This is a genomic window from Acetobacter tropicalis (genome assembly GCF_030644465.1).
In the GTDB taxonomy this organism is placed as follows: domain Bacteria; phylum Pseudomonadota; class Alphaproteobacteria; order Acetobacterales; family Acetobacteraceae; genus Acetobacter; species Acetobacter tropicalis.
In genome coordinates, this window is sequence record NZ_JAUYUW010000001.1 from 1,608,877 (window position 1) to 1,633,538 (window position 24,662).

Here is a 24,662-nt window from a genome sequence, read left to right on the forward strand (position 1 = left end):
GCTCTTTTACCTGAAGATGCAAGACGCCTCTTGCTTTTAGCGTCATTTTTCTGTCTGCTAGCGTCACCGCAGGAAAGTGCGCTGCTGCGATGCCGCAATTTTCCCTTTCCCTGCCCCAGCTTTGCAAACTTTGCAAAACCCGAAAAAATCTTCGCTTCTTTTCACTTTTATTCGGGTAGCGCTCGGCAGACCTCCTCAGGCACACTTCGGCTTATGGACATACACAGAGGCCAAAGCCATGTCGTCTCACGATCTTAAATAGTGCAGCCCTTAATCAGGGCAACGCACTGAACCGTTTGCCTGTTCTGTCAGAAGCGCTTTCCACCAGAAGCGTTTCTATAGGGCTTTTGGCCCACGGCATCTGATTACTGAACTTGCAGCAGATGCCTTGCAGAACATGACACCGTATTTCTTCTGAGACACCGACAAAAACAAAAAGACCGGGGGACAAAGAAGATGTCTGAACATACCATTATTCCCGTGCATCCTCAGTCAGCAGAATACTCCTTGCTGACACCGTCACAACTGCAGGCGATGACACGCCGTGCCGAGCGTGATCCGGATGGGTTCTGGCTGGATCAGGCGGAGCGTATCCACTGGCACAGCAACCCGACCCGTGCCTTTTGTGGCTCCTTTCAGGATGATGTTGAAATCAACTGGTATCATGATGGCACGCTGAACGCCTCCGTCTCCTGCATAGACAGCCATCTGGGGGACAGGGCAGACCAGGTTGCCCTGATCAGCCACCGTGACGGCACGGATGAAGCAGAAAAGCTGACATACCGTATGCTGCACGAGCGCGTCTGCCGTCTGGCAAATGCGTTGCAGTATCTGGGTGTTTCGCGGGGGGATCGTGTTGCCATCTCCTTGCCCATGGTATCCGAAGCCCCTATTGCCATGCTGGCATGTGCCCGTATTGGGGCTGTGCATGTGGTGCTGTTTGGCGGTCTTTCAGCAGAAGCCATTGCCGAGCGTCTGGTAGATAGTGGCGCACGCGTTGTGATTACCGCCAACGAGATTGCACGCGGTGCAAAGCGTATCCCACTCAAGCACATTATGGATGAGGCGTTGAAAAAAGCGGGGGCAGAGAGTGCGGTTGAAACCGTTCTGGTGCTCCGCACAACAGATGCGCCCATTGCCATGCTTCCCGAACGTGACCTTGATTTTCACGATTTTGTGGACTGGTTTGAACCAGACTGCATCCCGGAGATCATGAATGCGGAAGATCCCCTTTTCCTGCTCTACACCTCTGGCAGTACTGGCAAGCCCAAGGCCGTGGTGCACACCACGGGCGGCTACATGGTATGGGCGGCCTACACCATGGGCATGGTCTACACCCACCGCCCGAATGATGTTCTGTGGTGCACAGCGGATGTGGCATGGATTACCGGCCATACCTCGGTTGTCTATGGGCCGCTGGCCAATGGCAGCACCACCATGATGTTTGATGGCCTGCCTTCCTACCCGCAACCGGGCCGCTGGTGGGAGCTGATAGAACGCCACAAGGTGACCATGCTGTTTACAGCCCCCACCGCCATCCGCTCCCTGATGCGCGAAGGCGATGATCTGGTAAACCGGTACGACCTGAGCAGCCTGCGGCTTCTGGGCACTGCCGGAGAACCCATCAGCCCGGATGCGTGGATGTGGTACCATGATGTTGTCGGCAAAGGCCGCTGCCCGGTTGTGGATACATGGTGGCAGACGGAAACCGCAGGCATCATGCTTGGCCCAATTCCCGGCGCACAAAAACTGAAGCCAGGATCAGCCACCATGCCGCTTCCGGGTGTTTCCATGGTTCTGACCGACACCAAGGGAGACGTGATTGAAGGCGCAGGCGAAGGATGCCTGTGTGTCACCCGCTCCTGGCCCGGACAGGCACGCACCCTGTGGAAAGACCACGCCCGTTTCCAGCAGACCTACTTCTCGTTCAGCCCCGGTCTGTATTTCACGGGGGATGGCGCACGCCGCGATGCAGACGGGTATTACTGGATTACGGGCCGTATGGATGATGTCATCAACATTTCTGGCCATCGGATTGGCACCGCCGAAATTGAGGAAGCTGTTGGTGCAGACAGACGCATTACAGAATGTGCAGCCGTTGGCGTGCCACATTCCGTTAAGGGACAGGCGTTGGTTGTGTTCGCCATTGCGCGGGATGAACAGACCAGCATAACGCCCGAAGATATCACCCGGCAGGTCAGTCTGGCCATCGGGCGCTACGCTGCGCCAGATGAGGTTTTCATTGTGCCAGATCTGCCCCGTACGCGCTCTGGCAAGATTGTGCGGCGTCTGCTGCGCAAGATTGCATCCGGAGAGCTGGATACGCTGGGGGATCTGTCCATGCTGAGCGATGCAGACAGCGTGGACATGTTGATCAACACCGTGTGGAAGGAGGAACAAACCTTGAATGTTGCCTGAGTTTTCGCAAAACACATTTTAGAATCATATTTTGCCGTTCAAATTTAAATGTCGTTCCGCTTTTTTGGTCTCTCAGCCCTGCCAGATGCTCCTGGCAGGGCTTCCTGTTTTCAAAAGGGTTTCTTTTAGCTTCTTATGTGGGCTCCGCGCTGTAGGTCGGCACAGGCTCAATGGGAAAACGGATAAGATGATAAGGCGGACGCCGCTTATCCTGTCCATTATTGAAGCTGGCCAGCCGGTTCCACTGCCCCAGTGTGCAATAGACATGCGTGCGCGTGCAGAAAATGCCATCAGGCGAAAGAATGCGCGGATCATGCACCATCAGATCAAATGATCCATCCGTATTGCGCCGCAGAATACAATCGTGCTCGAAATTGGTTGTGTAGATACGGCCTTGAGCATCTGTCGCCAGCCCGTCTGCTGTTCCTTTTTCTCCTTCATCCCGCACCGCTTTTGCAAGATCCGCATCGGAAACAGAAAAATCGGACAGCAGCGCCGTTGGCAGACTGTACAACCTGCGGCTGGTCAGAGGCGCGTAATAGAGCCGATCACTTGATGCACTCAGGGTAACACCATCTACGCCGCCCACCACAAAACGGGGCTTCTGGGCGGGGTCATACACCAGTGGCACCCCCTCCACCACGGCCATGAAGCCTGCCTCCGCCTGCGTGGAAGGATGGGTTGCCAGAACGCGGCGCTGCTTCCCGCTGGCAACGTCCACAACGACCAGCGCCGGACTGTGCCCAAACGAACTATCGCTGACATACACAGTGCCTGCCTGCCCGTGTGTCAGATCCACGCGCAGATCATTCATATGGCTGTCAGGCAGCAGCGTTGGGCTTTTGAGGATAATGCTGTGCAGCAGCCTGTTGGCCGCAATATCAAAACACACAATTTTAGTGGCACCGGGTTGAAGCGGCAGCCCCGCCAGCTTGCCGTCATCAATAGCCCACAGCCTGCCCTGAGTATCCATCGTCATACCATGGATAGACATCAGCCTGTCCGCAGGTGCGGCAGAAGACGGCAGACTAAGCGCTGCACTGGGCCAAGGCACCACACGCCCGTTCACCAGTTCCCCTAGTGTCGCGCCTTTATGGTTGATGGCGTGCCGGGGAAAACCGACAAAAATCCGTCCGTTCTCCGCCACAACAATACCGGAAGGACCGGGCCCATAAAACTCAGCGACAATATCGAATGACCCGGCAGGTTCATAACCCTGATCGCCATTTACGCCAGTTGTGGGTGTGCCCTGCGCCCGCGCGGGCAACGCCCCGCCGAGAGCCACCATGCCCCCCGCCAGAGGGGCCACAGCCGCCCCGGCAACAAGCCGCCTGCGTGACATGCACGCCTGAACATGTCGCCAGCAAGAAGACCCCTTAAGCAAATCTGGTAAATGGCGATCCGTCATCCTCATCTCCCTCTTCCCTGCTCCACTTTAGGCATCAGGGAAGAAACCCCGATGCCTCAAAGCGCGGTGCCAGTCTGACTTGCAGGCCGTTCTGGCCGGGTATTGCCCGGACCACGCCCTGTCATTCCTGTTGGTTATCGTCTCAAGGGTTTCACGCGGGCCGTGATCTCACAACCCCCGAACCGTCTATACGGCCATCACACGTTGGTAGGGTGCGCATGCTCCCCACCCCTACAGACATTCTATGCGCCACAGACCGCGGGAAGCGGGAAGCGGGAAGCGGGAAGCGGGAAGCGGGAAGCGGGAAGCGGGAAGCGGGAAGCGGGAAGCGGGAAGCGGGAAGCGGGAAGCGGGAAGCGGGAAGCGGGAGCAATGCCCTTTTATGCCCACACACAAGCCAGTATGAGCGGGATATGAGACATAAAAAAAGCGGCGCTGTTTCCAGCACCGCTTTTTCCGGCATCACTACCGAGGCGTTCCGGGGGTGTGAGGCGAACCCCACACATCCGGTATTCCAGTAACTGATCAGGCGTCGGTGTTACGACGACGGATGGCAGCACCCAGAATATCACCGAGAGACGCACCGCTGTCGGATGAGCCGTATTCGTTGATAGCCTGCTTGTCTTCTTCCACTTCACGGCCCTTGATGGTCAGAGCCAGCTTGCGGGCGGCGCGATCAACGGAGACCACTTTCGCATCCACACGTTCGCCAACAGCGAAGCGTTCCGGACGCTGTTCCGCCTTGTCACGAGCCAGTTCCGCACGACGGATGAAGCCGGTCAGAACATCGTCAACCTTCACTTCAATCCCGTTGGACTGAACTGCGGTCACGGTGCAGGTTACAATGGCGCCCTTCTGAACGCTGGTCAGCACATCAGCTGCCGGATCTTCCTGAAGCTGCTTGATGCCCAGAGAGATGCGTTCTTTTTCCACATCCACGTCCAGAACCTTGGCTTTGACAACCTGGCCCTTTTCGTAGTGCTTCATGGCTTCTTCGCCAGTTTCGTCCCAGGACAGGTCGGACATGTGAACCATGCCGTCGATGTCTGCGGAGAGACCAACAAACAGACCGAATTCGGTGATGTTGCGGATTTCGCCTTCCACGGTGGAGCCGATCTTGTGCTCTTCCGCGAACTGTTCCCAAGGATTGCGCTGAACCTGCTTCAGGCCCAGGGAGATGCGGCGCTTCGCGCTGTCCACATCCAGAACCATCACATCGACTTCCTGAGAAGTAGCGACGATCTTGCCCGGATGGACGTTCTTCTTCGTCCAGGACATTTCAGAAACGTGCACCAGACCTTCAACGCCCGGTTCCAGCTCAACAAATGCGCCGTAATCGGTGATGTTGGTCACGCGGCCCGTGTAACGCGCACCCGGCGGGTACTTCAGGGCAACATTTTCCCACGGATCAGCTTCAAGCTGCTTCATACCCAGGGAGATACGCTGCGTATCGGAGTTGAAGCGGATAACCTGCACGCGCACCGGCTGGCCGATCTGCAGAGCTTCAGACGGGTGGTTGATACGCTTCCACGCAATGTCGGTCACGTGCAGCAGGCCGTCAACGCCGCCCAGATCAACGAACGCACCGTAATCGGTGATGTTCTTCACAACGCCGTCCAGGATCATGCCTTCGGTCAGGCCCTGGATCAGTTCGCTACGCTGTTCTGCACGGGTTTCTTCCAGAACGGCACGACGGGAGACAACAATGTTGCCACGCGCACGGTCCATCTTCAGAATCTGGAACGGCTGAGGAACACCCATCAGCGGGCTAACGTCACGCACGGGGCGGATATCAACCTGGCTGCCGGGCAGGAACGCCATGGCGCCACCCAGATCAACCGTGAAGCCACCCTTGACGCGGCCATAGATGGTGCCATTGACGCGCTGGTTTGCTTCGAACGCCTTTTCAAGGTTCGTCCAGGCTTCTTCACGGCGTGCTTTTTCGCGGGAGAGAACAATGCTGCCGTCACGGTCTTCGTACCGTTCAACATACAGTTCCACCACGTCGCCCGGCTTGATATCCGGTGTCACGCCCGGAGGAGCAAATTCACGCAGGGACACGCGACCTTCGCTCTTCAGGCCAACATCAACAATGGCAAATTCGTCAGTCAGGCGAACAATACGCCCGCGCACAACGGACCCGTCAAAGCCGGTATCACGGCCAAGGGTCTCGTCGAGAAGGGTAGCAAAATCTTCACCACGGAAGTGATCCGCGGTCGGGGTTGCGGCTGAAGCCATGTGTAACTGTAAATCCTGCGCCGACTTGCCAATGAAGAAGCCGGCCATTCCTGCGCACCACATCGTGCGGCACGACTTGCTGGCGGAGATATCAGGAAAACCTGATCTATGTTCCGGCAGCCCAGAGAAAAGAAAATTGAAAACCCGCTGCAAACAACAGGCATCTGTATCGCAGAGACACCTTCCACCCGCGCTTTGTCAACACAAAGGAGTGGAAAATAACGTGAGATATAATGAAAATAAGCAGTTGCGTGCCATCCATGACACGCAAACCTGCCTTTACTGGCCGAGTCGCCTGCGCGCGAACGCGAGAGCCTGCGCCAGAACGTCTTCCGCGCTCAGGGTATCCGTTTCAATAACCTGAGCATCTGCCGCCACCTGCAAGGGGGCTGTTTTGCGGCCAGAATCCGCAGCATCCCTCACCTTCAGCGCCTCTTCCATTTCAGCCACCTGCGCCTGCGCGTTGGGAGCACTCTGGTCCCCTCCCAGTTGCAGGAAACGCCGCAGGGCTCGCGTGGCGGGAGAAGCTGTGATGAACAGTTTGACGTCCGCATCGGGAAAAATCACGGTGCCGATATCACGCCCGTCCAGCACAGCCCCGCGCTCACCCGCAAAACGGCGCTGGGTTTCGACAAGAGCCTGCCGCACGGCTGGCTGGGCAGCCACCTTACTGGCGGCCTGCGCTACCTCTGGCGCACGCAGGTCCCTGCGGGCCAGATCTTCCGGGCTTAATTTCTGGGCAAACGCCTCTGCCGGAGCAGCAGGGTCCTGCCCGGCATCCAGCGCCAGCCGCCCTACGGCCCGATAGAGCAACCCCGTATCCAGATAAGGAAGCGAGAGCGCCTGCGCCAACCGTTTGGCCAGAGTCCCTTTTCCCGCAGCAGCAGGACCATCAACCGCTATAACCGGACCGCCACGCTTCATGCCGCAAACCCTGCGCCAAGGCTGTTCAGAAGCGGGAAGTAACCCGGGAAACTTGTGTCAATAAACGCGGTATCATCAATTTCCACCGGGTTCTCTGCCACCAGCCCCAGAATGGAAGCGCTCATGGCCAGACGATGATCCATATGGGTTTCCACGGTGCCACCGCCCGGAATAGCGCCCTGGGTGCCATAAATAATCAGATCATCACCATCCACTTTGGTGCGCACGCCGTTCTTTTCCAGCAACGCCACGGTAGACGCCAGACGATCACTCTCCTTGACGCGCAATTCCTCCACTCCGCGAAAACGCGAAATGCCCGTAGCAAACGCCGCCGCCACAGCCAGAATGGGGTATTCATCAATCATAGAGGGCGCACGCTCCGCAGGCACATCCACGGCCTGAAGTGAGGAAGCCTGTACGTGCAGATCCCCTACCGGTTCGCCACCTTCCGTCCGCTCGTTGGTAATATCCAGCCGGGCACCCATTTCACGCAGGGTGGTGAACAATCCCGTGCGCAGCGGGTTAAGGCCCACATTGGAAATCACAACATCAGACCCCGCCACCAGCAAAGCCGCCACCAGCACAAAGGCTGCAGATGACGGGTCCCCCGGCACAGTCACATCCCGCGCGATCAGGTGCGGTTTGCCTTGCAGGCGGATAATCCGACCGCCTTCCGGCGTTTCTTCCACTGCCACCTGCGCCCCAAAGTGACGCAGCATGTTTTCCGTATGATCCCGTGTGGGCACAGGTTCTTCCACCCGTGTTTCGCCAGCGGCATTCAGGCCCGCCAGCAGAACGGCGGATTTGACCTGAGCAGACGCCACAGGCAGGCGGTAATCAAGCGGAGCAGGCGTTGCATTGCCCTGAATGGCCAGTGGCAGACGCCCGCCTTCCCGCGCAAGGAAGGTAGCCCCCGTGCCCGCCAGCGGGTCTGTCACCCGTTTCATGGGGCGGCGGCGCAGGCTGGCATCACCGGTCATGACGGACATCATGCCGTGGCTGGCCAGAATGCCGGAAAGCAGACGGGCCGCCGTGCCGGAATTACCCATATCCAGCACATCAGAGGGCTCTGTCAGCGCCCCAAGGCCACGGCCCCGCACATGCCAGCGGCCATTTTCATCACGGGTGATATGCGCACCCAGCGCCCGCATGGCGTCTGCCGTACGCAGCACGTCCTCCCCTTCCAGCAGACCGATAATGCGGGTCTCGCCTTCAGCAAGCGCAGAAAACATCAGCGCCCTGTGGCTGATGGATTTATCTCCCGGCACGACCACCGTACCGGCAAGAGGGGCAGGCGCGCGGGTAACGCGCAAAGGACGGGAAGAAGAGGGTGCCTGTGTCATGCCCATTTCATTCCGGCTTGTCCCGCCGTAAGTCAATCCGCCAGAGGCTGGAATCTGTCTCTTCTGCATGGAAAATTATTACCTCTTTTTCCACGCAGGGTTTGACAGGCGTGCTGTGCAATGGCATTTGGCCTCGCCTTAATAGTGTGGTCGATTCCCGCCTCAGGCCATCTGAGCAGGGAATCGCCCGTTTCCGGGGCGATCCCTCGTCCCATGTCTGCTCAGGATCGACAGGTAGCAAGATGTCCCAGCCCGATCTCGGCACCAAACGCGTCTGCGTGTCCTGTGGTGCCCGCTTCTATGATTTGAACCGTAACCCGGCCGTATGCCCCAAATGCGGGACAGAACAGCCCGAACTGGTTCCCCGTCTGCGCCGCAGCACGGACAGCCTGACCCCCACCCCGGCTGATACCCCGGCGGCCAAGCCCAAAGACGATGATGATCTGGATCTCGACACCGACGCCGACACCGATGCCGATGATGTGATGGAAGATACATCCGATCTGGATGACGACGACGATGACATCAGTTCCGACATTGATGTCAGCACGGATTCGGATGAACACGATTCCTGATCTGGCACACTGCACCGGGTTTTTCCCGGTGTGCTGATCACATTAAAGCCCGCTCTCGCAGCGGGCTTTTTTTATGGTTCCCGCACAGCCAGAAAATACACTGCTCCCTTCTATCTTTACAGAAGCATGGTAACCATTAGCGGACCGTGGAAACACACTGCAAAGCCGGACATAGACCAGCCCTCCGGATAGGACTTTCAAAACGGAAGGCTTCGATCTACCGCTGCCAGACGGATCTCAAGCCTTATCTCGAAAAATCAAATCATATTTTGCAGATTTGAAAAGCTGTCGCGTTCCCTGGCGCCCGATGCATGTGTCACCATAAAATCAATGTGTCCGTATAACACAGCATAGAGACACCTTATTTTTCTGAAGTATTGCGTTTATTTTCAACATACCGACGCTGGAAAATAAACGCTCTTTTGTCCTCAGTCCTGCGGGATAGCACGGCGTTCTATTTCTACGCCTACGGATTCAATTTCTTCAAAAACATCCAGTTTTTCAATTTTTATGCGCACAACACGCACGCGGGCATCTGCCAGAACACCGGCGGCAATGCGTTCCGCCAATGTTTCCACCAACCTTACATGCCCTTCACTTACAATACGGCGCACCAGAAGCACCACATGCTCGTAAGAGACCGTGCGACTCAGATCATCTGCGCCCACTTCCAGATCATCCCGATCCAGCACACCAAACGCCACGGAAACGCGGATACGCTGGGTGACACCCTGCTCATGCGGGAAAACGCCAATATGCGCATCCAGCACCATGTTGTTGAGGAACAGGCAGCGCAAAGGCGGTTCATCCGCCCACGGAGCAAAAACTGTCATACGAGGGTTATTCTTCCAAAACAGAACCGGCTGCCGCAGCCGGAGACCACTGCAAATGTTGCCCGCCATCCAGCGCCAGCATCTGCCCCGTAACTGAGGGTAACGCCAGAAGAGCCAGGGCAGCCCGCGCCACTTCTTCTGGCGATGTGCCATGACCCAGCGGTACGGAAGCGCATTGCCGGGCAAATTGTTCCTCACTCTGCCGCACACTGGCCAGAGCAGGGCCGGGGCCTATGGCGTTCACCCGAATGTCATGAGGTGCAAGCGCAAGCGCCATGGTCTGTGTCAGGGTCCACAAAGCACTTTTGGACACCGTGTAACTGATAAAATGAGGGGTAAGGGACCACACGCGCTGATCCAGCATGTTCAGCACCATCCCCTCCGCATCCTTGGGAAGCGCCTTGGCAAAAGCCTGCATCAGCACAAATGGCGCACGCAGGTTGGGCTTCATATGCCCGACCCAACTGTCCTTTGTCGCGTCATCCCATTCATCACGCTCAAAGGTTGAGGCATTGTTGACCAGCACCCCAAGCGGGCCGCCCAACGCTGCACTTGCCTGTTCCACCAATGGCGAAACAAATTCTTCCCGTGCAAGATCCGCCTTGAGCAGACACGCCTTACGGCCCAGCGCCACAACTTCTTTCCGCGTTTCTTCCGCCGCGTCCGTGTCTCCACGGTAATGAATGGCCACATCAAACCCGGCTTCAGCCAACGCCAGAACAATAGCCTTGCCCAGCCGCGCCTTGCCCCCCGTTACCAATGCCCGACGCGGAATGCGTGAAGAAATTGGAAAAGCATTTATCGCCACGTTATTCTCCGTCTCCGGGTTAGTATACGCTGCTCTTCAGGCAGGCCGTCTGGCGCCCAGAGCCGCCGCCAATGTGCCATCATCCAGCACATCCAGTGCGCCGCCCACAGGCACGCCCTGCGCAACCCGGCTGACAGCTACGCCCTCATAAATCGCCAACCTGTCCATCAGCCAGTGCATGGTGGTGGCCCCTTCAACAGTGGCCCCCAGTGCCAGAATGACTTCACGCACACTGCCACATTCCAGTCTGTCCAGCATGGGGGCTATATTCAGGTCTTCCGGCCCTATTCCCGCCAGCGGAGAAAGCGTTCCGCCCAGCACCAGATAGACCCCTCTATGCACGCCAGCACGCTCCAGCGCCCACAGATCACCCACCGTTTCCACCACACACACCACGCTGCGGTCCCTTACCGGGTCCGTGCAGATGTGGCAGGGGTCAACCGTGTCCAGATTGCCGCAAGTGGAACAGGTTTTGACAGCATTACCGGCATGTTCCAGCGCGCGGGCCAGCGGCACCAGGCGCGCCTGAGGATCACGCAGCAGAAACAGGGCAATGCGCCGGGCCGAACGCGGGCCGAAACCCGGCAACCGCCCCAGAAGCTTGATAAGCTGCTCTATTTCCTGCCCGCGCATCCTGCACTCCGCCTGTCTTCTCCATCCGCTCTGCATCGCGCCCGCCATGTCATGCGGGCACGCATTGCGTGATGGATCAGAACGGCAGCTTCATACCTGCGGGCAGGTTCAGCCCACCGGTGACTTTCTGCATTTCTTCCGCTGCCTTGGCATCCAGCTTGGTGCGGGCATCGGCACAGGCCGCCACGATCAGGTCCTGCAACATTTCCATTTCTGCTGGGTCTGCCAGTTTGGGATCAATGGTGATGGAGCGCATGTCACCCTTGCCGCTCAGCACGACCTTGACCATGCCAGCACCAGCAGCGCCTTCTATGTTCATCGCTTCCAGCGTGGCCTGCATGGCTTCCATCTTCGCCTGCATCTGGGTCGCCTGCTTCATCAGTCCGGCAAGATTTTTCATGGTTTACTCTCCCTGTCTGACCGCAGTGCTGCGGTCTGGTCTGGGGTGGTCTTCCACCCTGTCGTTAAAGCCGGAGGTTCCGGCCGATATCCGGCTCAATCCATGGATGAACCGGGATCGAATGGTCGTTCATCCTCGTCCAGCAGTTCGGCGTCAAGCGGTGCAAAGACAAGGTCTGGCACCTCCTCAGGGGGCAGGCCGTAATCATCCAGCCCGTGGTCACGCACTTCACCCAGCTCCGCATCCGGAAAAGTGGCCAGAATGGCTTTGACCAGCGGATGTGCCTTGGCAGTGCGGCGTTGGAACTGGATGATCTCCGCACCCTGTTCATCCAAAGTGGGCTCCCCGGCCTCATCCGAGATCTTGACCCGCCATTGCTGATGAGTGGCGTGCTCAAGCACACGCTGAAGCTGCCGCCCCAGATCAGACGGAATGCCAACCTCCGGCCGCACCACAATGTCACCCGGCGCGAAGGAAACCAGATGAACTGCATTCCGCAAATGCCCATGCAGCAGGGCTTCCCTCCGATCCTTGACCAAGGCCACGGCCTCACGCCACGTACGGGGCATGGGAGCAATGCTTGGCTGTGCAGGTTCGGAAGGTTCTACCGCTGGCTCAGCCGCAACCTGAGGCGCCGGATCTCCACCCTGAGCAGGCTCTCGGGCAATATCGGGCTGCACAGCCATGACAGAGGTGCCACCGACCATTCTCAAAGCAGGCGGAGGTTCTTCCGGTTGATGAGCGGAGGTGTCCGGCCGCGCTGAAGACGCTGATGAGGCAGAGGGGCTGCCATCGCCACCCAACCCGGTTCCTGTCTGTGGCGCTGGACGAGGCGCATCCTCCCATGGGGGATGAACGTCTGACGTCTGGGTGCGCGCAGAAGGAAGTGACCCATTCTGCCCACTCATCCCAGAAGGAGAAGAAGTCTGTGCACCGCCCGCCGAAGGTGGGGCTGGAGTATTTTCTTGCCCGGACAGACGTTTGATCAGATCAGCCGGGGAGGGAAGGTCGGCAACGTAACAGAGGCGGATCAGCACCATATCTGCAGCGGCGCGTCTATCCGGTGCGGACTCAACTTCCTGCACGCCTTTCACCAGCATCTGCCAGGCACGCATCAGCACCGGCACGGGCAGTTTTTCTGCCATTTCCGTGCCGCGTACCCGCTCAGCCTCTGGCAGATCGGCCGAATCCCGCAGGGAAGGAACAGCCCGCAGGCGGGAAATGGTGTGCACCAGTTCCAGCATGTCCCCCAGCATCAGGCCGGGGTCTGCACCCCGCGCATGGGCTGCATCAGCCAGCGCCAGCGCCTTGTCCGGTTTGCCGGTAAACGTGGCTTCCAGCAGATCAAAAACCACCTGCCGATCCGCCAGCCCCAGCATGTCACTGACAAGAGCAGCACCAATTTCCTCTGATGCCCCATCCGGCCCTGTGCCTTGGGCAATGGCCTGATCAAGCAGGGAAAGACCATCACGCACCGAGCCATCCGCCGCGCGGGCAATCAGTGATAGAGCCTCGGGGGAGAGGCGCACCTGTTCTTTTTCCGCAATGCGGGCAAACAGGGCGGCCAGATCTGCCTGCGGCACACGACGCAGGTCAAACCGCTGGCAGCGGGACAGCACCGTTACCGGCACCTTGCGCAGTTCCGTCGTGGCAAAAATGAACGTGACCTGTGCAGGCGGCTCTTCCAGCGTTTTCAGCAACGCATTGAACGCGTTGCGGGAGAGCATGTGCACTTCGTCAATAATGAAGACCTTCATCCGCCCCTGCATGGGCCGGAAGCGCGTGGCTTCTATAATCTCACGCACATCATCCACCCCCGTGCGGGAGGCAGCATCCATTTCCAGCACATCGGGGTGGCGGTCATTCAGAATGGCGACGCAATTGGCGCACACACCACACGGATCTGGCGTGGGACCACCCTTGCCATCCGGCCCGATACAGTTGAGCGCTCGGGCGATAATGCGGGCCGTGGTGGTTTTACCCACACCGCGCACACCGGTCAGCATGAAAGCATGAGCCACACGCCCCAGCGCAAACGCATTACGCAGCGTGCGCACCATGGCTTCCTGACCAATCAGGTCATCAAACGTGGTGGGGCGATATTTGCGGGCCAGAACACGATAGGGTGAGCCAGAAGGCGCGACCGGGGCAGGAACGGGGGCTGGAGAAGGAGCATCTCCAAACAGACCGGGGCCTTCCATAACAGGATCGGGAAGCCCCTCATCCTGAGAAAGCTGCGCATCGGTCTTATCGGTCATGACAGTTCCGAAGAGTAAGAGTCACGCCCGCAAGAACTGGCCAAGGGCGGAAAACGGTGGAAAGCCGGACAATGACCCGGGCGAAACTTACTGTGGCTGCTTCCTTCCGGATCTGACCTGGTCAACAAGGTGCCCGTCCACCGCCGACTTTCCACCTCGGTAGATAGCACCAAACGCTGGCACATGCCAACCCTGCACATCTCGGAACCACTTTGGGGCGTTTCCCTCTTGGCCTTGAGGCAATGAGCACGCTAGGACAGAAATCATGGGAGCATCCAGCCCCGTTTCCTCAAGTGCAGAGAGTGTGAGCGTGCCCAGATTCAGCCAGCCCTTTCTTGTTGCAGCCCTGCTTTTTGCTGCGTTTTCAGCCCCGCTGACGGGCCACGCTGAAGAAAGCGAGCCAAACGGGGAGAACAGCGAAGTCCGCAGCAAAGTGCCCAACATGCAGTTGCAGAAGGAATTGGCCGTGCTTCAGTTCAAGCCGGAAGCTGCCAGTGAAGCCTGCATCGGCTCCCTGAAAGAGCTGCACAAAACCCAGGCTCAGCTTGAAGAAGAACAGACGCGCACGCATGATCAGGATCTGGCCATTGCGCAGGACGTGCTGGAATCAGATTTTGAGAACTCCATAGAACTCTGCTCTCCGGATGTGCGCAAGCTCTGTGAAACACAGAATCCGGATGTACGGCTGGCGCGGGCCTGTGAGCAGTTGGGAAGCCTGCCAGATGGAGACAGCGCCGGGCAGGAAGACTGAGCCAAGAGCCGCTCTTTAAGTTTCTGCAACAGCGCTCCTCAATGGCTGCTTCCACCCACAGAAAGAGAAATACGACCATGTGAGCCCGCTGAAACAGCGAAAACGAGTTTCAAGAGCATGCACAATGTCTTGAAAAATACGTTCCAGAGCGGCTTGTAGAACATATCAGAGAACGGGAAAACGGCGCTTAAAGTCCGCCACCAGAACGTGACACCCCAAACCTCTGTTTTCCGCGTTATGAAGACTATCCTCAGGCTTCCCTGGCGCAGCCTCTTACCCTTGGGTTAAGGGCTCTTATTCATACGGCAACTGGTGGCTGGCCGGAAAAGGTTATAGGCTTTCCGAAACGAAGCTGCGCCATCCGGCAAAAGTTTTTCCAAGGCAACCGAAGTTCCGGCCCATGCATGATCCTGCGTTTTCTGCTCCGTTTTCCTCTGTTCCGGCCATTCTGGCCGTTGATGGTGGCGGCACCAAAACCGCCGCAGTGCGTATCGGGCAGGACGCGCGTGTGCAGGCCTACCAGACTACAGGGGGCAGCAACCCTTTTGACCAATCCGGATGGCAAGAGGTGCTGACGGATCTGGTAACGCCCATGAGCGAAGGCGTACTGGCGTTTGCCTTCGGACTGGCAGGGTATGGAGAAAACCGTGCTTTTGGTGAAACCATCCGCACCCATCTGCACAGCTTGTGCCCCAATGGTGTCTTTACCCTGAGCAATGATGTGGACATGGCCTGCAATGGCGCTTTCGCGGAGGGAGCCGGTGTCCTGCTGCTTTCCGGCACAGGGGCCATTGCATGGGCACGCAATGCTCTTGGCCAGACCACCCGCGTTGGCGGCTGGGGCAGCACCTTTGGGGACGAAGGAAGCGCCTACTGGATTGGTCGCAAAGCCCTGCAATTACTCTGTCAGGCGTTTGATGGACGTGCGCCTGACGCCGTGCCTTTTGCGCGCCGCCTGTGTGCCCACATGGGTTGGGCGGACACGAACCCCGCCGCCGTGGATGCCCTGCTAGGGTGGCACGCCGCACAGGCTCGCCCCCGTTCAGCCGTGGCACAATGCGCACGCCTTGTGGACACGCTGGCAGAAGAAGGCTGCCCACAGGCACTTGCCCTCCTGAAGGCTGCGGCAGTCGAACTGGCACGCTGCGTACAAACGGCACGTGCCCATTTTGAGCCCGACACCGTTGGCATGGCTCCTCTGCCGTGGAGCTATGCTGGTAGTGTTTTCAACAGCAGGCTGATCCGCACGGAGCTTGCCACGTTGTGCGGCACGCCCCAGCCCCCACGCCTGCCGCCACTGGGTGGAGGCATTCTGCGTGCGGCCCGGCAGGCCGGGTGGCGCATTGATTCAGACTGGATTTCTACTCTGGCAGAAAATCTCCAGACCCTTCCTGCCACCAGCACCTCGCCAACCACCCATCTTCTTCCGGCACGTCAAGCAGAAAAGGCCGGTTCCTGATGTCCATGGCCAACTCTCCTCCGGCCCACCCCTCCCCGGGAAACAGATTATGCCCCGCAGGTGCGTATGGCTGGACACCTTTGTGTCTGACAGCAATGCTCTTTTTCCTGATCGGGTTTGTCACGTGGCTGAACGGACCGTTGATCTCTTTTGTAAGAGTATCTTTCTCTCTTGATGATATTAGCGCTTTTCTTATCCCTCTCATTTTTTATTTTTCGTATTTCTTTTTTGCCATTCCGGCCTCATGGATTATTGCTCGCACAGGCCTGAAACGTGGCCTGTCCCTTGCGCTGACAATCATGGCCATGGGCATGGCCTGTACGGGCCAGTTTATTGCGGCGGGAATATATGAAGCTGCTTTGACAGGACTGCTGATTCTGGGAGGAGGTCTCGCACTGTTGCAGGTAGCTGTAAATCCTTATGTCAGTTTTCTTGGGCCTACCCAAAAAGCGGCCCAGCGCATTGCCATTATGGGAATATGCAACAAATTTGCCGGTATTCTGGCCCCTATTGTGCTGGCAACGTTGGTTATGGGCGATATTGAAGGTGTGTCTCAACGCGCTGCTGGCATGACAGATCCCGCAGCGCGCGCCGCTCTTCTCAGCCAGTTTGTACAGGCTATTTACTGGCCATATCTCGGCATGGCGCTACTGATGCTGCTTGCCGCGGGCGGGGTTGCGCTTTCAAGCCTGCCAGATCTTCAGCCTCCTAAAAAAACCCTTCCCTTGAGCACTGTTTCCCATTTTTCAGAAACAAGCCGTATTCTGCTTTCTTCTCATGTTCTGTGCGGTATTGCCGCCATGCTTCTCTATGTGGGTGTAGAGGTCATGGCCGGAGACGCCATTGGAACATATGCGCAGGGGTTTGGTCTTCCCCTTAACCAGACACGATTTTTTACCGCACTTACTCTAACGGGCATGTTAGTGGGGTATTGTCTGGGCATGGTTTGCACACCCCGTTTCTGTTCGCAGGAACGTTATACCCTGTATTCCTGCATAGCGGGCAGCATACTCAGCCTGCTGGCGTTTCTGGGGCATGGGTATGGCTCCGTTCTCTGTATCGCGCTTCTGGGTGTGGCAAATGCCATGATTTTTCCAGGACTATTCCCAACTGTTCTTAAAAATACGGGAAAGGCTGCTCCTCTTGTTTCGGCTTTTCTGGTGATGGCCTATTGTGGGGGCGGTATTCTGCCGCAGCTTTTTGTGTGGCTGAAAACCCTGTTTGGCTTTCAGGGTGTTTTTACCAGCCTGACGGTAGGCGGCTATGCGCTGATTGCACTTTATATGCGCCGTTCCGCCACCTGATTTTTCACATTTATCTTGCCAGCCAAAGAGTTCTGCCATGCACACCCTTAGCGGACACCTTGTTCTTCCCGATCAGATCCTGCCTGGAACCATCACATTTTCAGAAAACATACTGGATATTTCAGACAATACGTCCGTACCAGACCGCTATATTCTGCCAGGGTTTATTGATGGCCACGTTCATGGCGGGAATGGCGCAGATACCATGGACGGCGTGGAGGCCATTCATACTCTTGCACGTTTTCATGCCGCCCATGGCACCACCACTATTCTGCCCACCACCATCACCCGGCCATGGGGAGATGTGATGGATACCCTGCGGGCTGTAGCAGATGTTGTACGCACTCAATGCCCCGGTGGCCCCATGGTGTATGGCGCGCATCTGGAAGGGCCATTTGTCAGCCCCCACAAACTGGGCGCGCAACCGCCTTACGCCATTCCTCCAACACCAGACCGGGTACAGGAAGCCCTTGCCACCGGCTGCGTAAAAGTGGTTACACTGGCACCAGAACTTCCCTATGCGGAAGAGGCCATGCTGCAATTTGTGGCCGCAGATGTGCGCGTTAGCATGGGCCATACGGTGGCCTCCTATGAACAGACCGCAAAAGCGATCTGCCATGTCTGTACCGCCGGAGGCGTTGTGGGAGCCACGCATCTGTTCAACGCCATGGCTCCCATTACCAGCCGCAAACCTGGCCCCGTAACAGCCCTGATGTGTAGTGACGCCTATGCTGAAATGATTTTTGACACGCATCACGTTCATCCCGCCACGTTCCAACTGGCACATAAGATAATGGAAGACCGGCTGCTTTTTGTAACAGATGCCATGCGGGCAACAGGTTTACCGGAAGGACCCAGCCAGTTGGGGGGGCAGGATGTGATTGTCAAAGACGGCGCGGTACGTCTGCCTGATGGAAGTCTGGCGGGGAGTGTGCTGACACTGGATGTTGCCTTGCGCAATGCCTTGCAGACAGGCACGCCACTGGTTAAAGCCGCTGCCCTCCTCAGCAGTAATCCGGCACGCTATCTCGGCCTTACGGATCGAGGTACACTGGAGGCCGGGAAACGCGCAGACTATGTGGTGACAGATAGCAGTTTCATGGTGCAGGAAGTGTGGGTTGGTGGCCAGCGTATCCACTGAGCTAAATGAAAAACATCCCTCAGGCGTGTCGCACACCAACATCACCCCGTTCTGGCACGTAAAAACCGAGTGGACAGATTTTTCAAATAGCTCCCCTTTTTGCCATGTCTGCGTGTTAACTGGCATAATATGCAGACCTGATTTCTCAAGGGAACAAGCCAGAACGCCGTGCGTTTTGGTGCCATGTTTGTGGCTGGTTTCTTCAGCGAGAACCTCTCTCCTGAACACTGAGCGTTAAGGAGAGGCTCCGCCGTGCGCAGACGGATGCCAAAGGCATTTTATTCCGTCCTGTCATGCCTTAACGGATGGAAAAACCGGCTAGAAAAAAGGAATATATCATGGAATTTCGCCCTCTTGGCAAAACGGATCTGAACATTGCGCCCATCGTGTTTGGGGGAAATGTATTTGACTGGACCATTGATGAGAGAACCAGTTTTTCCATTCTGGATGCCTTTGTCGATTATGGCTTCAACGCCATTGATACGGCAGATGTCTATTCCCGATGGAGCCCCGGCAATGAAGGTGGAGAATCTGAAACTGTTATCGGCAACTGGCTGAAGGCCAATCCCGGCAAGCGGGATCAGGTGCTGATTTTCACCAAGGTTGGGTCAGACCTTGGCAAGCCCGAAGAAAAAGGGCTTTCAGAACGTTGGATCATGCAAGCAGTAGAGAGATCTCTCAAACGATTGGGAATTGAGCGGATTGACCTCTATTTCTCTCATTGGCCAGATCCGGAAACACCTTACGAAGAAACACTTGGCGCGTATGACAAACTGCTGAAGGCCGGAAAAATCCGTGCTATAGGTGCCTCCAACCTGAACGCCGAGCAATTACAGGCCTCTCTGGATGCAGCCAGAACCCACGCTCTCCCCCGCTACGATGTGCTGCAGCCGGAATACAATCTGTATGATCGCTCCTCTTACGATGGCGCATTGCGTGATCTGTGCATCAAGGAAGAGCTTGGCGTGGTGACGTACTACAGCCTTGCTTCCGGCTTCCTGAGTGGCAAATACCGCAGCAAGGCTGACCTTGCCCAAAGCACACGGGGAGAAGGCATTGAGAAATATCTCACGCCGCGCGGCACCGCCATTCTACAGGCACTTGATACCGTGGCAGCCCGCCATAATGCCAAGCAGGCAGAAATTGCGCTGGCATGGCTGATTGCCCGTAAGGGGGTGACTGCCCCCATTGCCAGCGCCACCCGCCGCGAACACGTGGCCAGTTTTGCAAAAGCCGCGCAACTGGAACTCAGCGCGGACGACATCAAGGAGCTTGATACCGCCAGCGCCTGAAAACGGCTTTTCAGCCTTTGAAAGCTGTTTGAAAAGACACCGGCAGCAAAAGAGCATGGCCCGAAAGGACTTTTAAAAGGCATCTCCGTTATAGAGAGGGGCTGCCAAAAGTATTACACTGGCGGATATCACCCGAATTAAGCCCCCGGCGGAACCACTGCACCCGCTGCGCGGACGTTCCATGAGTAAAGCTATCCGGCACGGCGTAACCCCGCGCCATTTTCTGCAACCGGTCATCACCCACGGCGGCGGCGGCGTTCATACCCTGTTCAACATCGCCCGTCTGCAAGATTTGTTTCGCATCATTCGCGCGCTTGGCCCACACGCCAGCAAAGCAATCCGCCTGCAATTCCATCCTGACAGACACACCGCCTTCACCCGTTTCAGACAAACTGCTTCTCTGGGTCTGTGCCTGCTGCATGATGCCAAGTTCATTCTGAACATGATGCCCGATTTCATGAGCAACGACATAGGCTTTGGCAAAATCTCCGCCAGCCCCAAGCCGGCCCTGCAATTCCTGAAAAAAGGCGAGGTCGAGATATACTTTATGATCCGCCGGGCAATAAAACGGCCCGACTGAGGTCTGCGCATATCCACACCCTGATGGCTCTCCGCCGCTAAACAGCACCAGATGCGGTTCGTGATATGTGCGGCCCATCTGCTGAAAATAGGTGGTCCAGACATCTTCCGTGGAGGCCAGAACGCTGGAGATGAACCGCTTTTGTGCATCATTCCCGGGAGCAGGCCCCTGCTGTGCCACCATTGACCCAGACCCCGCAGACGGCGCGCCGCCCTCCAGCAGATTAAGCACCAATCGGGGATCGACTCCAAAATAGAGCGCGCCCAGAACCAGAACAAGGCCGCCTATGCTGCCGATACGGATGGGCGCACGCCCTCCGCCGCCTGAACCGCGCCTGTCCTCGATATTGCTGCTTTGGCGTTCATCATCCAGACGCATGGTTTTTCTGTCCTGTTCTGTCGCAGCCTGACCTGCGCGGTCTACTTCTCAGTCTACTGTGTCTGCAATGTGTGTGCGGTATAAAAAATTTGCCAAGCCAATATGGCAGGCGGGATAAGCGGCTCTCGGCATTGGCTGTTATGCCAATGCTTCCGCCTTGATCCGCTCATCCCGCCTTTTCAACGTCACGTAACCTGTTTTGTTACGCTGCTCTGGCCTCTTACTCTGGCAAACGCAAAATAGCGTCCACGCCCTCACTACACCCAAGAACAGCCGCCTTTTCCTTGGGAGAGAGTGCCCGCTCTGCCGCGGCCAACGTGGAAGCCTCTTCCACCTTCACCAATCCCACCAGCCTTTCCGCATTGATGGGATCACCCGCCTTGCGGGCTGGGGGCAACATGGCACGGTGCGCAGCCAGCAGACTCGTATCTGCACGCAGGGCACGCAGGGCATCATCCGGCAGTTGGGGCGCTTCATCGCTTTCCTGCGCATGTTCCAGTTTTTTCAGCACATCCGGCGGATATGTTTCTTCCGGCACCAGCAGCAGCCCGGCCTTACGGAAGTTCTGCCCCACTGCACGGCTGCTGGTCAGCGCCACCAGCGGGATGGAAAAGACCAGACCCAACAGAACAGGCGTCATCCAGAAAAACAGGGAGGGAGAAACCACCCACGCGCCAATACCCAGAACCAGCCCGAACAGGGTGAATTTGGCATATTGCTGCACCACCACCATCAGCGGAAAACCGCCATCATCGCGGCGCTGCGTATTCCAGCCGGAATCATGCCCGGAAAGAATGGACATCACCCCGGATGTCTGGATCAGCATGGCGATGGGTGCGATCAGACCACCAATCAGCGTTTCCACCAGAACTGACCCCGCGGCTCTGATAGCGCCGCCACACCCTTTGCAGGTCACCCGGTCAAACAGCAGGGCAACATACGCCAGCAGTTTAGGGGCCAGCAAAATGGCCATGGTGCCGATAAACACATATTTCGCCTGCACTGGGTCAACATGTGGCCAATGAGGGTAAAGGGTTTTTGTATCCCCAAAATATTCAGGCCGCTCAAAGTGTGCCTGCAAGGAAATCAGGATACCTGTCAGCAAAAACACCAGCCATAGGGGGGAGGTAACATAAGCCCCGATCCCCACAATCATGTGCATACGGCTGATCCAGTGCAGGCCTTTGGTGGGCAGAACCTTCACATGCTGCAAGTTCCCCTGACACCAACGACGGTCACGAATGGCCACATCTGTCAGAGAAGGCGGGCTTTCCTCGTAAGATCCATCGAGAGCAGGCACCATATGAATGGCCCAGCCCCCACGCCGCATCAACGCAGCTTCGACAAAATCATGACTGAGAATATGCCCGCCAAAAGGCGGCCGCCCCGGCACATGCGGCAGACCGGCCTGCCCCGCAAAAGCGCGAGTACGAATAATGGCATTATGGCCCCAGTAATTCCCTTCCGAGCCATGCCACCACGCAATACCATGCGCAATAATCGGTCCATACACGCGGCCAGCAAACTGCTGCATGCGCGCAAATAAGGTGGTGCCCCCTACAATAACCGGCAAAGTCTGAATCAGGCCGACCGTAGGGTGCCGCTCCATGGCGCCAGCCATACGCACCAGCGTTTCTCCGGACATGACGGAATCCGCATCAAGCGTGACCATCTGCTCATAGGCTCCGCCAAAGCGGCGCACCCATTCGCCCACATTCCCAGCCTTGCGTTCCGCATTGTTATGGCGGCGACGGTAGAAAATGTTCTCATGCCCGCCTGTCTGCTCCCGCAGGGCCAGAAAGGCGGCTTCCTCTTCAACCCATACATCCGGGTTTGTGGTGTCGGACAGGATGAAGAGATCAAACGCCTCCATCTGCCCGGTTTCCCGCAGGCTCTGATAAATCGCTTTCAGGCCGGCCATGACGCGATGAGGCGGTTCGTTATAGGTTGGCAACAACAGAGCCGTACGGCTGCGCAGTTCCGGCAACGGGCCGGAGCGCGTAATGCCAAGACCCAGACCACCGCGGGTAATGAGAGACACAAACCCTGCCAGCGCAGAGGTAAACGCCAGCGCAATCCACATGAACAGCGCCACAAACAGCACCAACATGATCAACCCAAGGGTAGAGACACCGTTGGCGTCCAGAACCTTGTGTGTACGCCATGCGCCGTATGCCGTCAGGGCAAAAGCCGACCCCAGCACCGCCAACCGCCGGAACACAACAGTGCGCGGCGATGTTACGGGTATGCGGGGCCGCCCCTCACAATCCGGTGCTGCGTGCAGATCCTGCACGGGCATGGTGAGAGGGGCTTCTGGCGGCAAAGCCTGAAACGGTGTGGTTCCCTGCGTTGCCTGCATGCTCAGGGCGTCCACCGGTAGAGCCATTCTTCTGAAACCGGCCCTGTATCAGAGGCCAGAACACAACGCAGCTCCGCCAGTTTTTCATCCCCCGGCACAAACTCGAAGGTGGTGCGCCAGCCATTGATGTTGGGATTGGGTTCCACCACCACATTGCGGATGGTGCCAACCGATGCCTGCGGCACCAGATGGAAGTGCGCATCCTTGGGCAGATGGTCAAACGGAGAGCCCATGAAATCAATGGCAAAGAAGCGGGCGTTCTTGTCATCGGTTACAGACCCAACCCGCGTTGCCCCAATCCGAGCCAGAGAGGTGGGGAAGGGGTTATCCCACCCCCAGTACATGCGATACGTGAAACTGTATTCCTTGCCCGCCGCCAACGGCACCTTGGGCCGCCAGAAGGAAACAATATTGTCATTCACTTCGTTGGGCGTCGGAATTTCCACCAGATCTACCCAGCCTTCTCCCCAATCTCCAATGGGTTCAATCCACAGAGACGGGCGTTTTTCGTAATTCAGAGCCAGATCTTCAAAATCATGGAAGTTCCGGCGCCGCTGCATCAGCCCAAAACCACGGGGCGAGACATCATTGAAAGCAGAGAACTGGAGGTCCAGCGGGTTGCGCAGGGGCCGGAAAAGCTGCTGGCCGCTGCCCGTCCACATTTGCAGGGCTTCACTGTCATGCGCAGCCGGCCGCCAGTCATCCACATGGTTGTGGTCATTGGCGTCAAAATAGAACATGCCGGTCAACGGCGCGATGCCGGACTGGCTGATCTTGGTGCGCGGGAACAGAGTGGACTGGACATCAAAAACCGTGGTGTCACCCGGCCGGATGGTAAAGCGGAATGCCCCTGCAACGGATGGACTATCCAACAACGCATGAATGACAATGGACTGAACATTGGGCTGCGGCTTTTCCAGCCAGAAGGCACGGAACAGCGCAAATTCCTCGCCTTTTGGGTCACCCGTGCCATCTGCAAAACCGCGGGCGGAAAGACCGTAATTCTGCCCCTTGCCGACAGCCCGAAAGTAGGATGCCCCCAGAAATACGCAGAATTCTTCCATCACGCCCGGCGTATTGATGGCCGTGCGCAGGCGCAGGCCAGCAAATCCCAGATCATCCGTGACCTCCAGCGAGGGATCTCCGTAGGAGAACAGGTCTGGTGTGTAGGGAACAGCGGCGGATTGGCCGTCTTTCACTTCGTAGATTTCAATGCGGGGCCGATAGAGAAAGCCGCGAGGGAAAAACTCGGCGTCAAAAGCAAGATTCTCGCCATGCCACAGTGCCTTTTCTTCCCGATAGGCAATGCTGCGGAACTGATCAAAGTTCAGATTATCAATGGCTTTGGGCAAAGACTGATCCGGAGCCTTGTAAGGTGCACTGGCAAGCTGCTTGGCAATCTGACGTACCGTGCCATCATCAAACGCGCCGATTGCGCCGTTCAGCCCTTCCGCTCTGGCCTTGCTCACCACACCACTGGCCAGAGAAGCAAGGGTGGCCCCGGCCCCAACCTTTATTAAGTCACGTCGCTGAATGGATGATGACACACCAATCTCCCGC

At 57.4% G+C, this 24,662-nt stretch carries 20 protein-coding genes and 1 other RNA gene; 8 read left to right on the forward strand and 13 right to left on the reverse strand.

Annotated elements, in window-relative coordinates; translation table 11 throughout:
- Window positions 1-456 precede the first annotated feature (456 nt).
- Window positions 457-2,418 carry an acetate--CoA ligase gene (gene acs, locus QWU00_RS07135; RefSeq protein WP_035380691.1) on the forward strand — a complete coding sequence of 654 codons (1,962 nt, stop codon included), beginning with the start codon at window positions 457-459 and terminating at the stop codon, window positions 2,416-2,418.
- A gap of 133 nt (window positions 2,419-2,551) precedes the next feature.
- On the opposite strand, the gene QWU00_RS07140 is transcribed toward acs, so the two are convergent.
- Complete coding sequence (locus QWU00_RS07140; RefSeq protein ID WP_035380693.1) at window positions 2,552-3,760, reverse strand: L-dopachrome tautomerase-related protein; 1,209 nt, start codon at window positions 3,758-3,760, stop codon at window positions 2,552-2,554.
- A 284-nt stretch (window positions 3,761-4,044) separates the two neighbouring features.
- On the opposite strand from QWU00_RS07140, the gene QWU00_RS07145 reads away from it, so the two are divergent.
- Window positions 4,045-4,347 (forward strand): hypothetical protein, encoded by a 303-nt coding sequence (locus QWU00_RS07145; RefSeq protein WP_304651032.1) that lies wholly within the window; start codon window positions 4,045-4,047, stop codon window positions 4,345-4,347.
- 4 nt (window positions 4,348-4,351) lie between these two features.
- Here QWU00_RS07145 and rpsA read toward each other — a convergent pair whose 3' ends face one another.
- The 3 genes from rpsA to aroA form a co-directional block, all read right to left on the reverse strand.
- On the reverse strand, window positions 4,352-6,064 hold the full coding sequence (gene rpsA / locus QWU00_RS07150; RefSeq protein WP_035378973.1) for a 30S ribosomal protein S1: 1,713 nt from the start codon (window positions 6,062-6,064) through the stop codon (window positions 4,352-4,354).
- A 279-nt stretch (window positions 6,065-6,343) separates the two neighbouring features.
- Complete coding sequence (locus QWU00_RS07155; RefSeq protein WP_035378872.1) at window positions 6,344-6,988, reverse strand: (d)CMP kinase; 645 nt, start codon at window positions 6,986-6,988, stop codon at window positions 6,344-6,346.
- Entirely contained in the window at window positions 6,985-8,337 is a 1,353-nt protein-coding gene (gene aroA / locus QWU00_RS07160; RefSeq protein ID WP_035378874.1) for a 3-phosphoshikimate 1-carboxyvinyltransferase, read from the reverse strand. The genes QWU00_RS07155 and aroA overlap by 4 nt, the downstream gene beginning before the upstream one ends.
- A 236-nt stretch (window positions 8,338-8,573) precedes the next feature.
- Between aroA and QWU00_RS07165 the strand changes: the two genes are divergently transcribed.
- On the forward strand, window positions 8,574-8,906 hold the full coding sequence (locus QWU00_RS07165) for a TIGR02300 family protein (protein WP_035378876.1): 333 nt from the start codon (window positions 8,574-8,576) through the stop codon (window positions 8,904-8,906).
- Window positions 8,907-9,334: 428 nt separating this feature from the next.
- Here the strand turns inward: QWU00_RS07165 and folB are convergent, their stop codons facing one another.
- From folB to ffs, 6 genes are all read right to left on the reverse strand, one after another.
- On the reverse strand, window positions 9,335-9,739 hold the full coding sequence (gene folB, locus QWU00_RS07170; RefSeq protein ID WP_035378878.1) for a dihydroneopterin aldolase: 405 nt from the start codon (window positions 9,737-9,739) through the stop codon (window positions 9,335-9,337).
- Window positions 9,740-9,746: 7 nt separating this feature from the next.
- Complete coding sequence (locus tag QWU00_RS07175; protein ID WP_035378880.1) at window positions 9,747-10,547, reverse strand: SDR family oxidoreductase; 801 nt, start codon at window positions 10,545-10,547, stop codon at window positions 9,747-9,749.
- 36 nt (window positions 10,548-10,583) lie between these two features.
- Complete coding sequence (gene recR, locus QWU00_RS07180; protein ID WP_035378882.1) at window positions 10,584-11,180, reverse strand: recombination mediator RecR; 597 nt, start codon at window positions 11,178-11,180, stop codon at window positions 10,584-10,586.
- 76 nt (window positions 11,181-11,256) lie between these two features.
- Window positions 11,257-11,580, reverse strand: coding sequence for a YbaB/EbfC family nucleoid-associated protein (locus QWU00_RS07185; RefSeq protein ID WP_006557590.1), 324 nt, complete (start codon window positions 11,578-11,580; stop codon window positions 11,257-11,259).
- Window positions 11,581-11,675: 95 nt separating this feature from the next.
- Complete coding sequence (locus QWU00_RS07190) at window positions 11,676-13,838, reverse strand: DNA polymerase III subunit gamma/tau (RefSeq protein ID WP_035378885.1); 2,163 nt, start codon at window positions 13,836-13,838, stop codon at window positions 11,676-11,678.
- Window positions 13,839-13,893: 55 nt separating this feature from the next.
- Window positions 13,894-13,991: signal recognition particle sRNA small type (gene ffs, locus QWU00_RS07195), an RNA gene on the reverse strand.
- 112 nt (window positions 13,992-14,103) lie between these two features.
- Here ffs and QWU00_RS07200 point away from each other — a divergent pair.
- From QWU00_RS07200 to QWU00_RS07220, 5 genes are all read left to right on the forward strand, one after another.
- A complete protein-coding gene (locus tag QWU00_RS07200) occupies window positions 14,104-14,589 on the forward strand; it encodes a hypothetical protein (RefSeq protein WP_035378889.1) in 486 nt (161 codons plus the stop codon).
- A gap of 400 nt (window positions 14,590-14,989) precedes the next feature.
- Complete coding sequence (locus QWU00_RS07205; RefSeq protein WP_052051240.1) at window positions 14,990-16,048, forward strand: N-acetylglucosamine kinase; 1,059 nt, start codon at window positions 14,990-14,992, stop codon at window positions 16,046-16,048.
- On the forward strand, window positions 16,048-17,352 hold the full coding sequence (gluP, locus tag QWU00_RS07210) for a glucose/galactose MFS transporter (RefSeq protein WP_035378891.1): 1,305 nt from the start codon (window positions 16,048-16,050) through the stop codon (window positions 17,350-17,352). Before QWU00_RS07205 ends, gluP begins: the two co-directional genes overlap by 1 nt.
- Window positions 17,353-17,389: 37 nt before the next feature.
- Entirely contained in the window at window positions 17,390-18,493 is a 1,104-nt protein-coding gene (nagA, locus tag QWU00_RS07215) for an N-acetylglucosamine-6-phosphate deacetylase (protein ID WP_035378893.1), read from the forward strand.
- Window positions 18,494-18,831: 338 nt separating this feature from the next.
- Complete coding sequence (locus QWU00_RS07220; protein ID WP_035378977.1) at window positions 18,832-19,785, forward strand: aldo/keto reductase; 954 nt, start codon at window positions 18,832-18,834, stop codon at window positions 19,783-19,785.
- A gap of 88 nt (window positions 19,786-19,873) precedes the next feature.
- Here QWU00_RS07220 and ypfJ read toward each other — a convergent pair whose 3' ends face one another.
- The 3 genes from ypfJ to QWU00_RS07235 form a co-directional block, all read right to left on the reverse strand.
- On the reverse strand, window positions 19,874-20,743 hold the full coding sequence (gene ypfJ / locus QWU00_RS07225; protein ID WP_035378895.1) for a KPN_02809 family neutral zinc metallopeptidase: 870 nt from the start codon (window positions 20,741-20,743) through the stop codon (window positions 19,874-19,876).
- Between the two features lie 220 nt (window positions 20,744-20,963).
- Window positions 20,964-23,129, reverse strand: a complete 2,166-nt coding sequence (mdoH, locus tag QWU00_RS07230) for a glucans biosynthesis glucosyltransferase MdoH (RefSeq protein WP_052051241.1) — start codon at window positions 23,127-23,129, stop codon at window positions 20,964-20,966.
- Window positions 23,105-24,649: a glucan biosynthesis protein gene (locus QWU00_RS07235; RefSeq protein WP_035378981.1), complete on the reverse strand. Its 1,545-nt coding sequence runs from the start codon at window positions 24,647-24,649 to the stop codon at window positions 23,105-23,107. The genes mdoH and QWU00_RS07235 overlap by 25 nt, the downstream gene beginning before the upstream one ends.
- Window positions 24,650-24,662: the final 13 nt, after the last annotated feature.

Excerpts from the sequence above, each read along its gene's own strand:
- QWU00_RS07220 (WP_035378977.1), top strand. The coding sequence starts at position 18,832 with ATGGAATTTCGCCCTCTTGGCAAAACGGATCTGAACATTGCGCCCATC.
- QWU00_RS07200 (WP_035378889.1), top strand. The coding sequence starts at position 14,104 with ATGGGAGCATCCAGCCCCGTTTCCTCAAGTGCAGAGAGTGTGAGCGTG.
- folB (WP_035378878.1), bottom strand. The coding sequence starts at position 9,739 with ATGACAGTTTTTGCTCCGTGGGCGGATGAACCGCCTTTGCGCTGCCTG.
- recR (WP_035378882.1), bottom strand. The coding sequence starts at position 11,180 with ATGCGCGGGCAGGAAATAGAGCAGCTTATCAAGCTTCTGGGGCGGTTG.
- QWU00_RS07205 (WP_052051240.1), top strand. The coding sequence starts at position 14,990 with ATGCATGATCCTGCGTTTTCTGCTCCGTTTTCCTCTGTTCCGGCCATT.
- QWU00_RS07145 (WP_304651032.1), top strand. The coding sequence starts at position 4,045 with ATGCTCCCCACCCCTACAGACATTCTATGCGCCACAGACCGCGGGAAG.
- QWU00_RS07140 (WP_035380693.1), bottom strand. The coding sequence starts at position 3,760 with ATGTCACGCAGGCGGCTTGTTGCCGGGGCGGCTGTGGCCCCTCTGGCG.
- QWU00_RS07190 (WP_035378885.1), bottom strand. The coding sequence starts at position 13,838 with ATGACCGATAAGACCGATGCGCAGCTTTCTCAGGATGAGGGGCTTCCC.
- mdoH (WP_052051241.1), bottom strand. The coding sequence starts at position 23,129 with ATGGCTCTACCGGTGGACGCCCTGAGCATGCAGGCAACGCAGGGAACC.
- QWU00_RS07165 (WP_035378876.1), top strand. The coding sequence starts at position 8,574 with ATGTCCCAGCCCGATCTCGGCACCAAACGCGTCTGCGTGTCCTGTGGT.
- nagA (WP_035378893.1), top strand. The coding sequence starts at position 17,390 with ATGCACACCCTTAGCGGACACCTTGTTCTTCCCGATCAGATCCTGCCT.
- QWU00_RS07185 (WP_006557590.1), bottom strand. The coding sequence starts at position 11,580 with ATGAAAAATCTTGCCGGACTGATGAAGCAGGCGACCCAGATGCAGGCG.
- rpsA (WP_035378973.1), bottom strand. The coding sequence starts at position 6,064 with ATGGCTTCAGCCGCAACCCCGACCGCGGATCACTTCCGTGGTGAAGAT.
- gluP (WP_035378891.1), top strand. The coding sequence starts at position 16,048 with ATGTCCATGGCCAACTCTCCTCCGGCCCACCCCTCCCCGGGAAACAGA.
- aroA (WP_035378874.1), bottom strand. The coding sequence starts at position 8,337 with ATGGGCATGACACAGGCACCCTCTTCTTCCCGTCCTTTGCGCGTTACC.
- ypfJ (WP_035378895.1), bottom strand. The coding sequence starts at position 20,743 with ATGCGTCTGGATGATGAACGCCAAAGCAGCAATATCGAGGACAGGCGC.
- acs (WP_035380691.1), top strand. The coding sequence starts at position 457 with ATGTCTGAACATACCATTATTCCCGTGCATCCTCAGTCAGCAGAATAC.
- QWU00_RS07155 (WP_035378872.1), bottom strand. The coding sequence starts at position 6,988 with ATGAAGCGTGGCGGTCCGGTTATAGCGGTTGATGGTCCTGCTGCTGCG.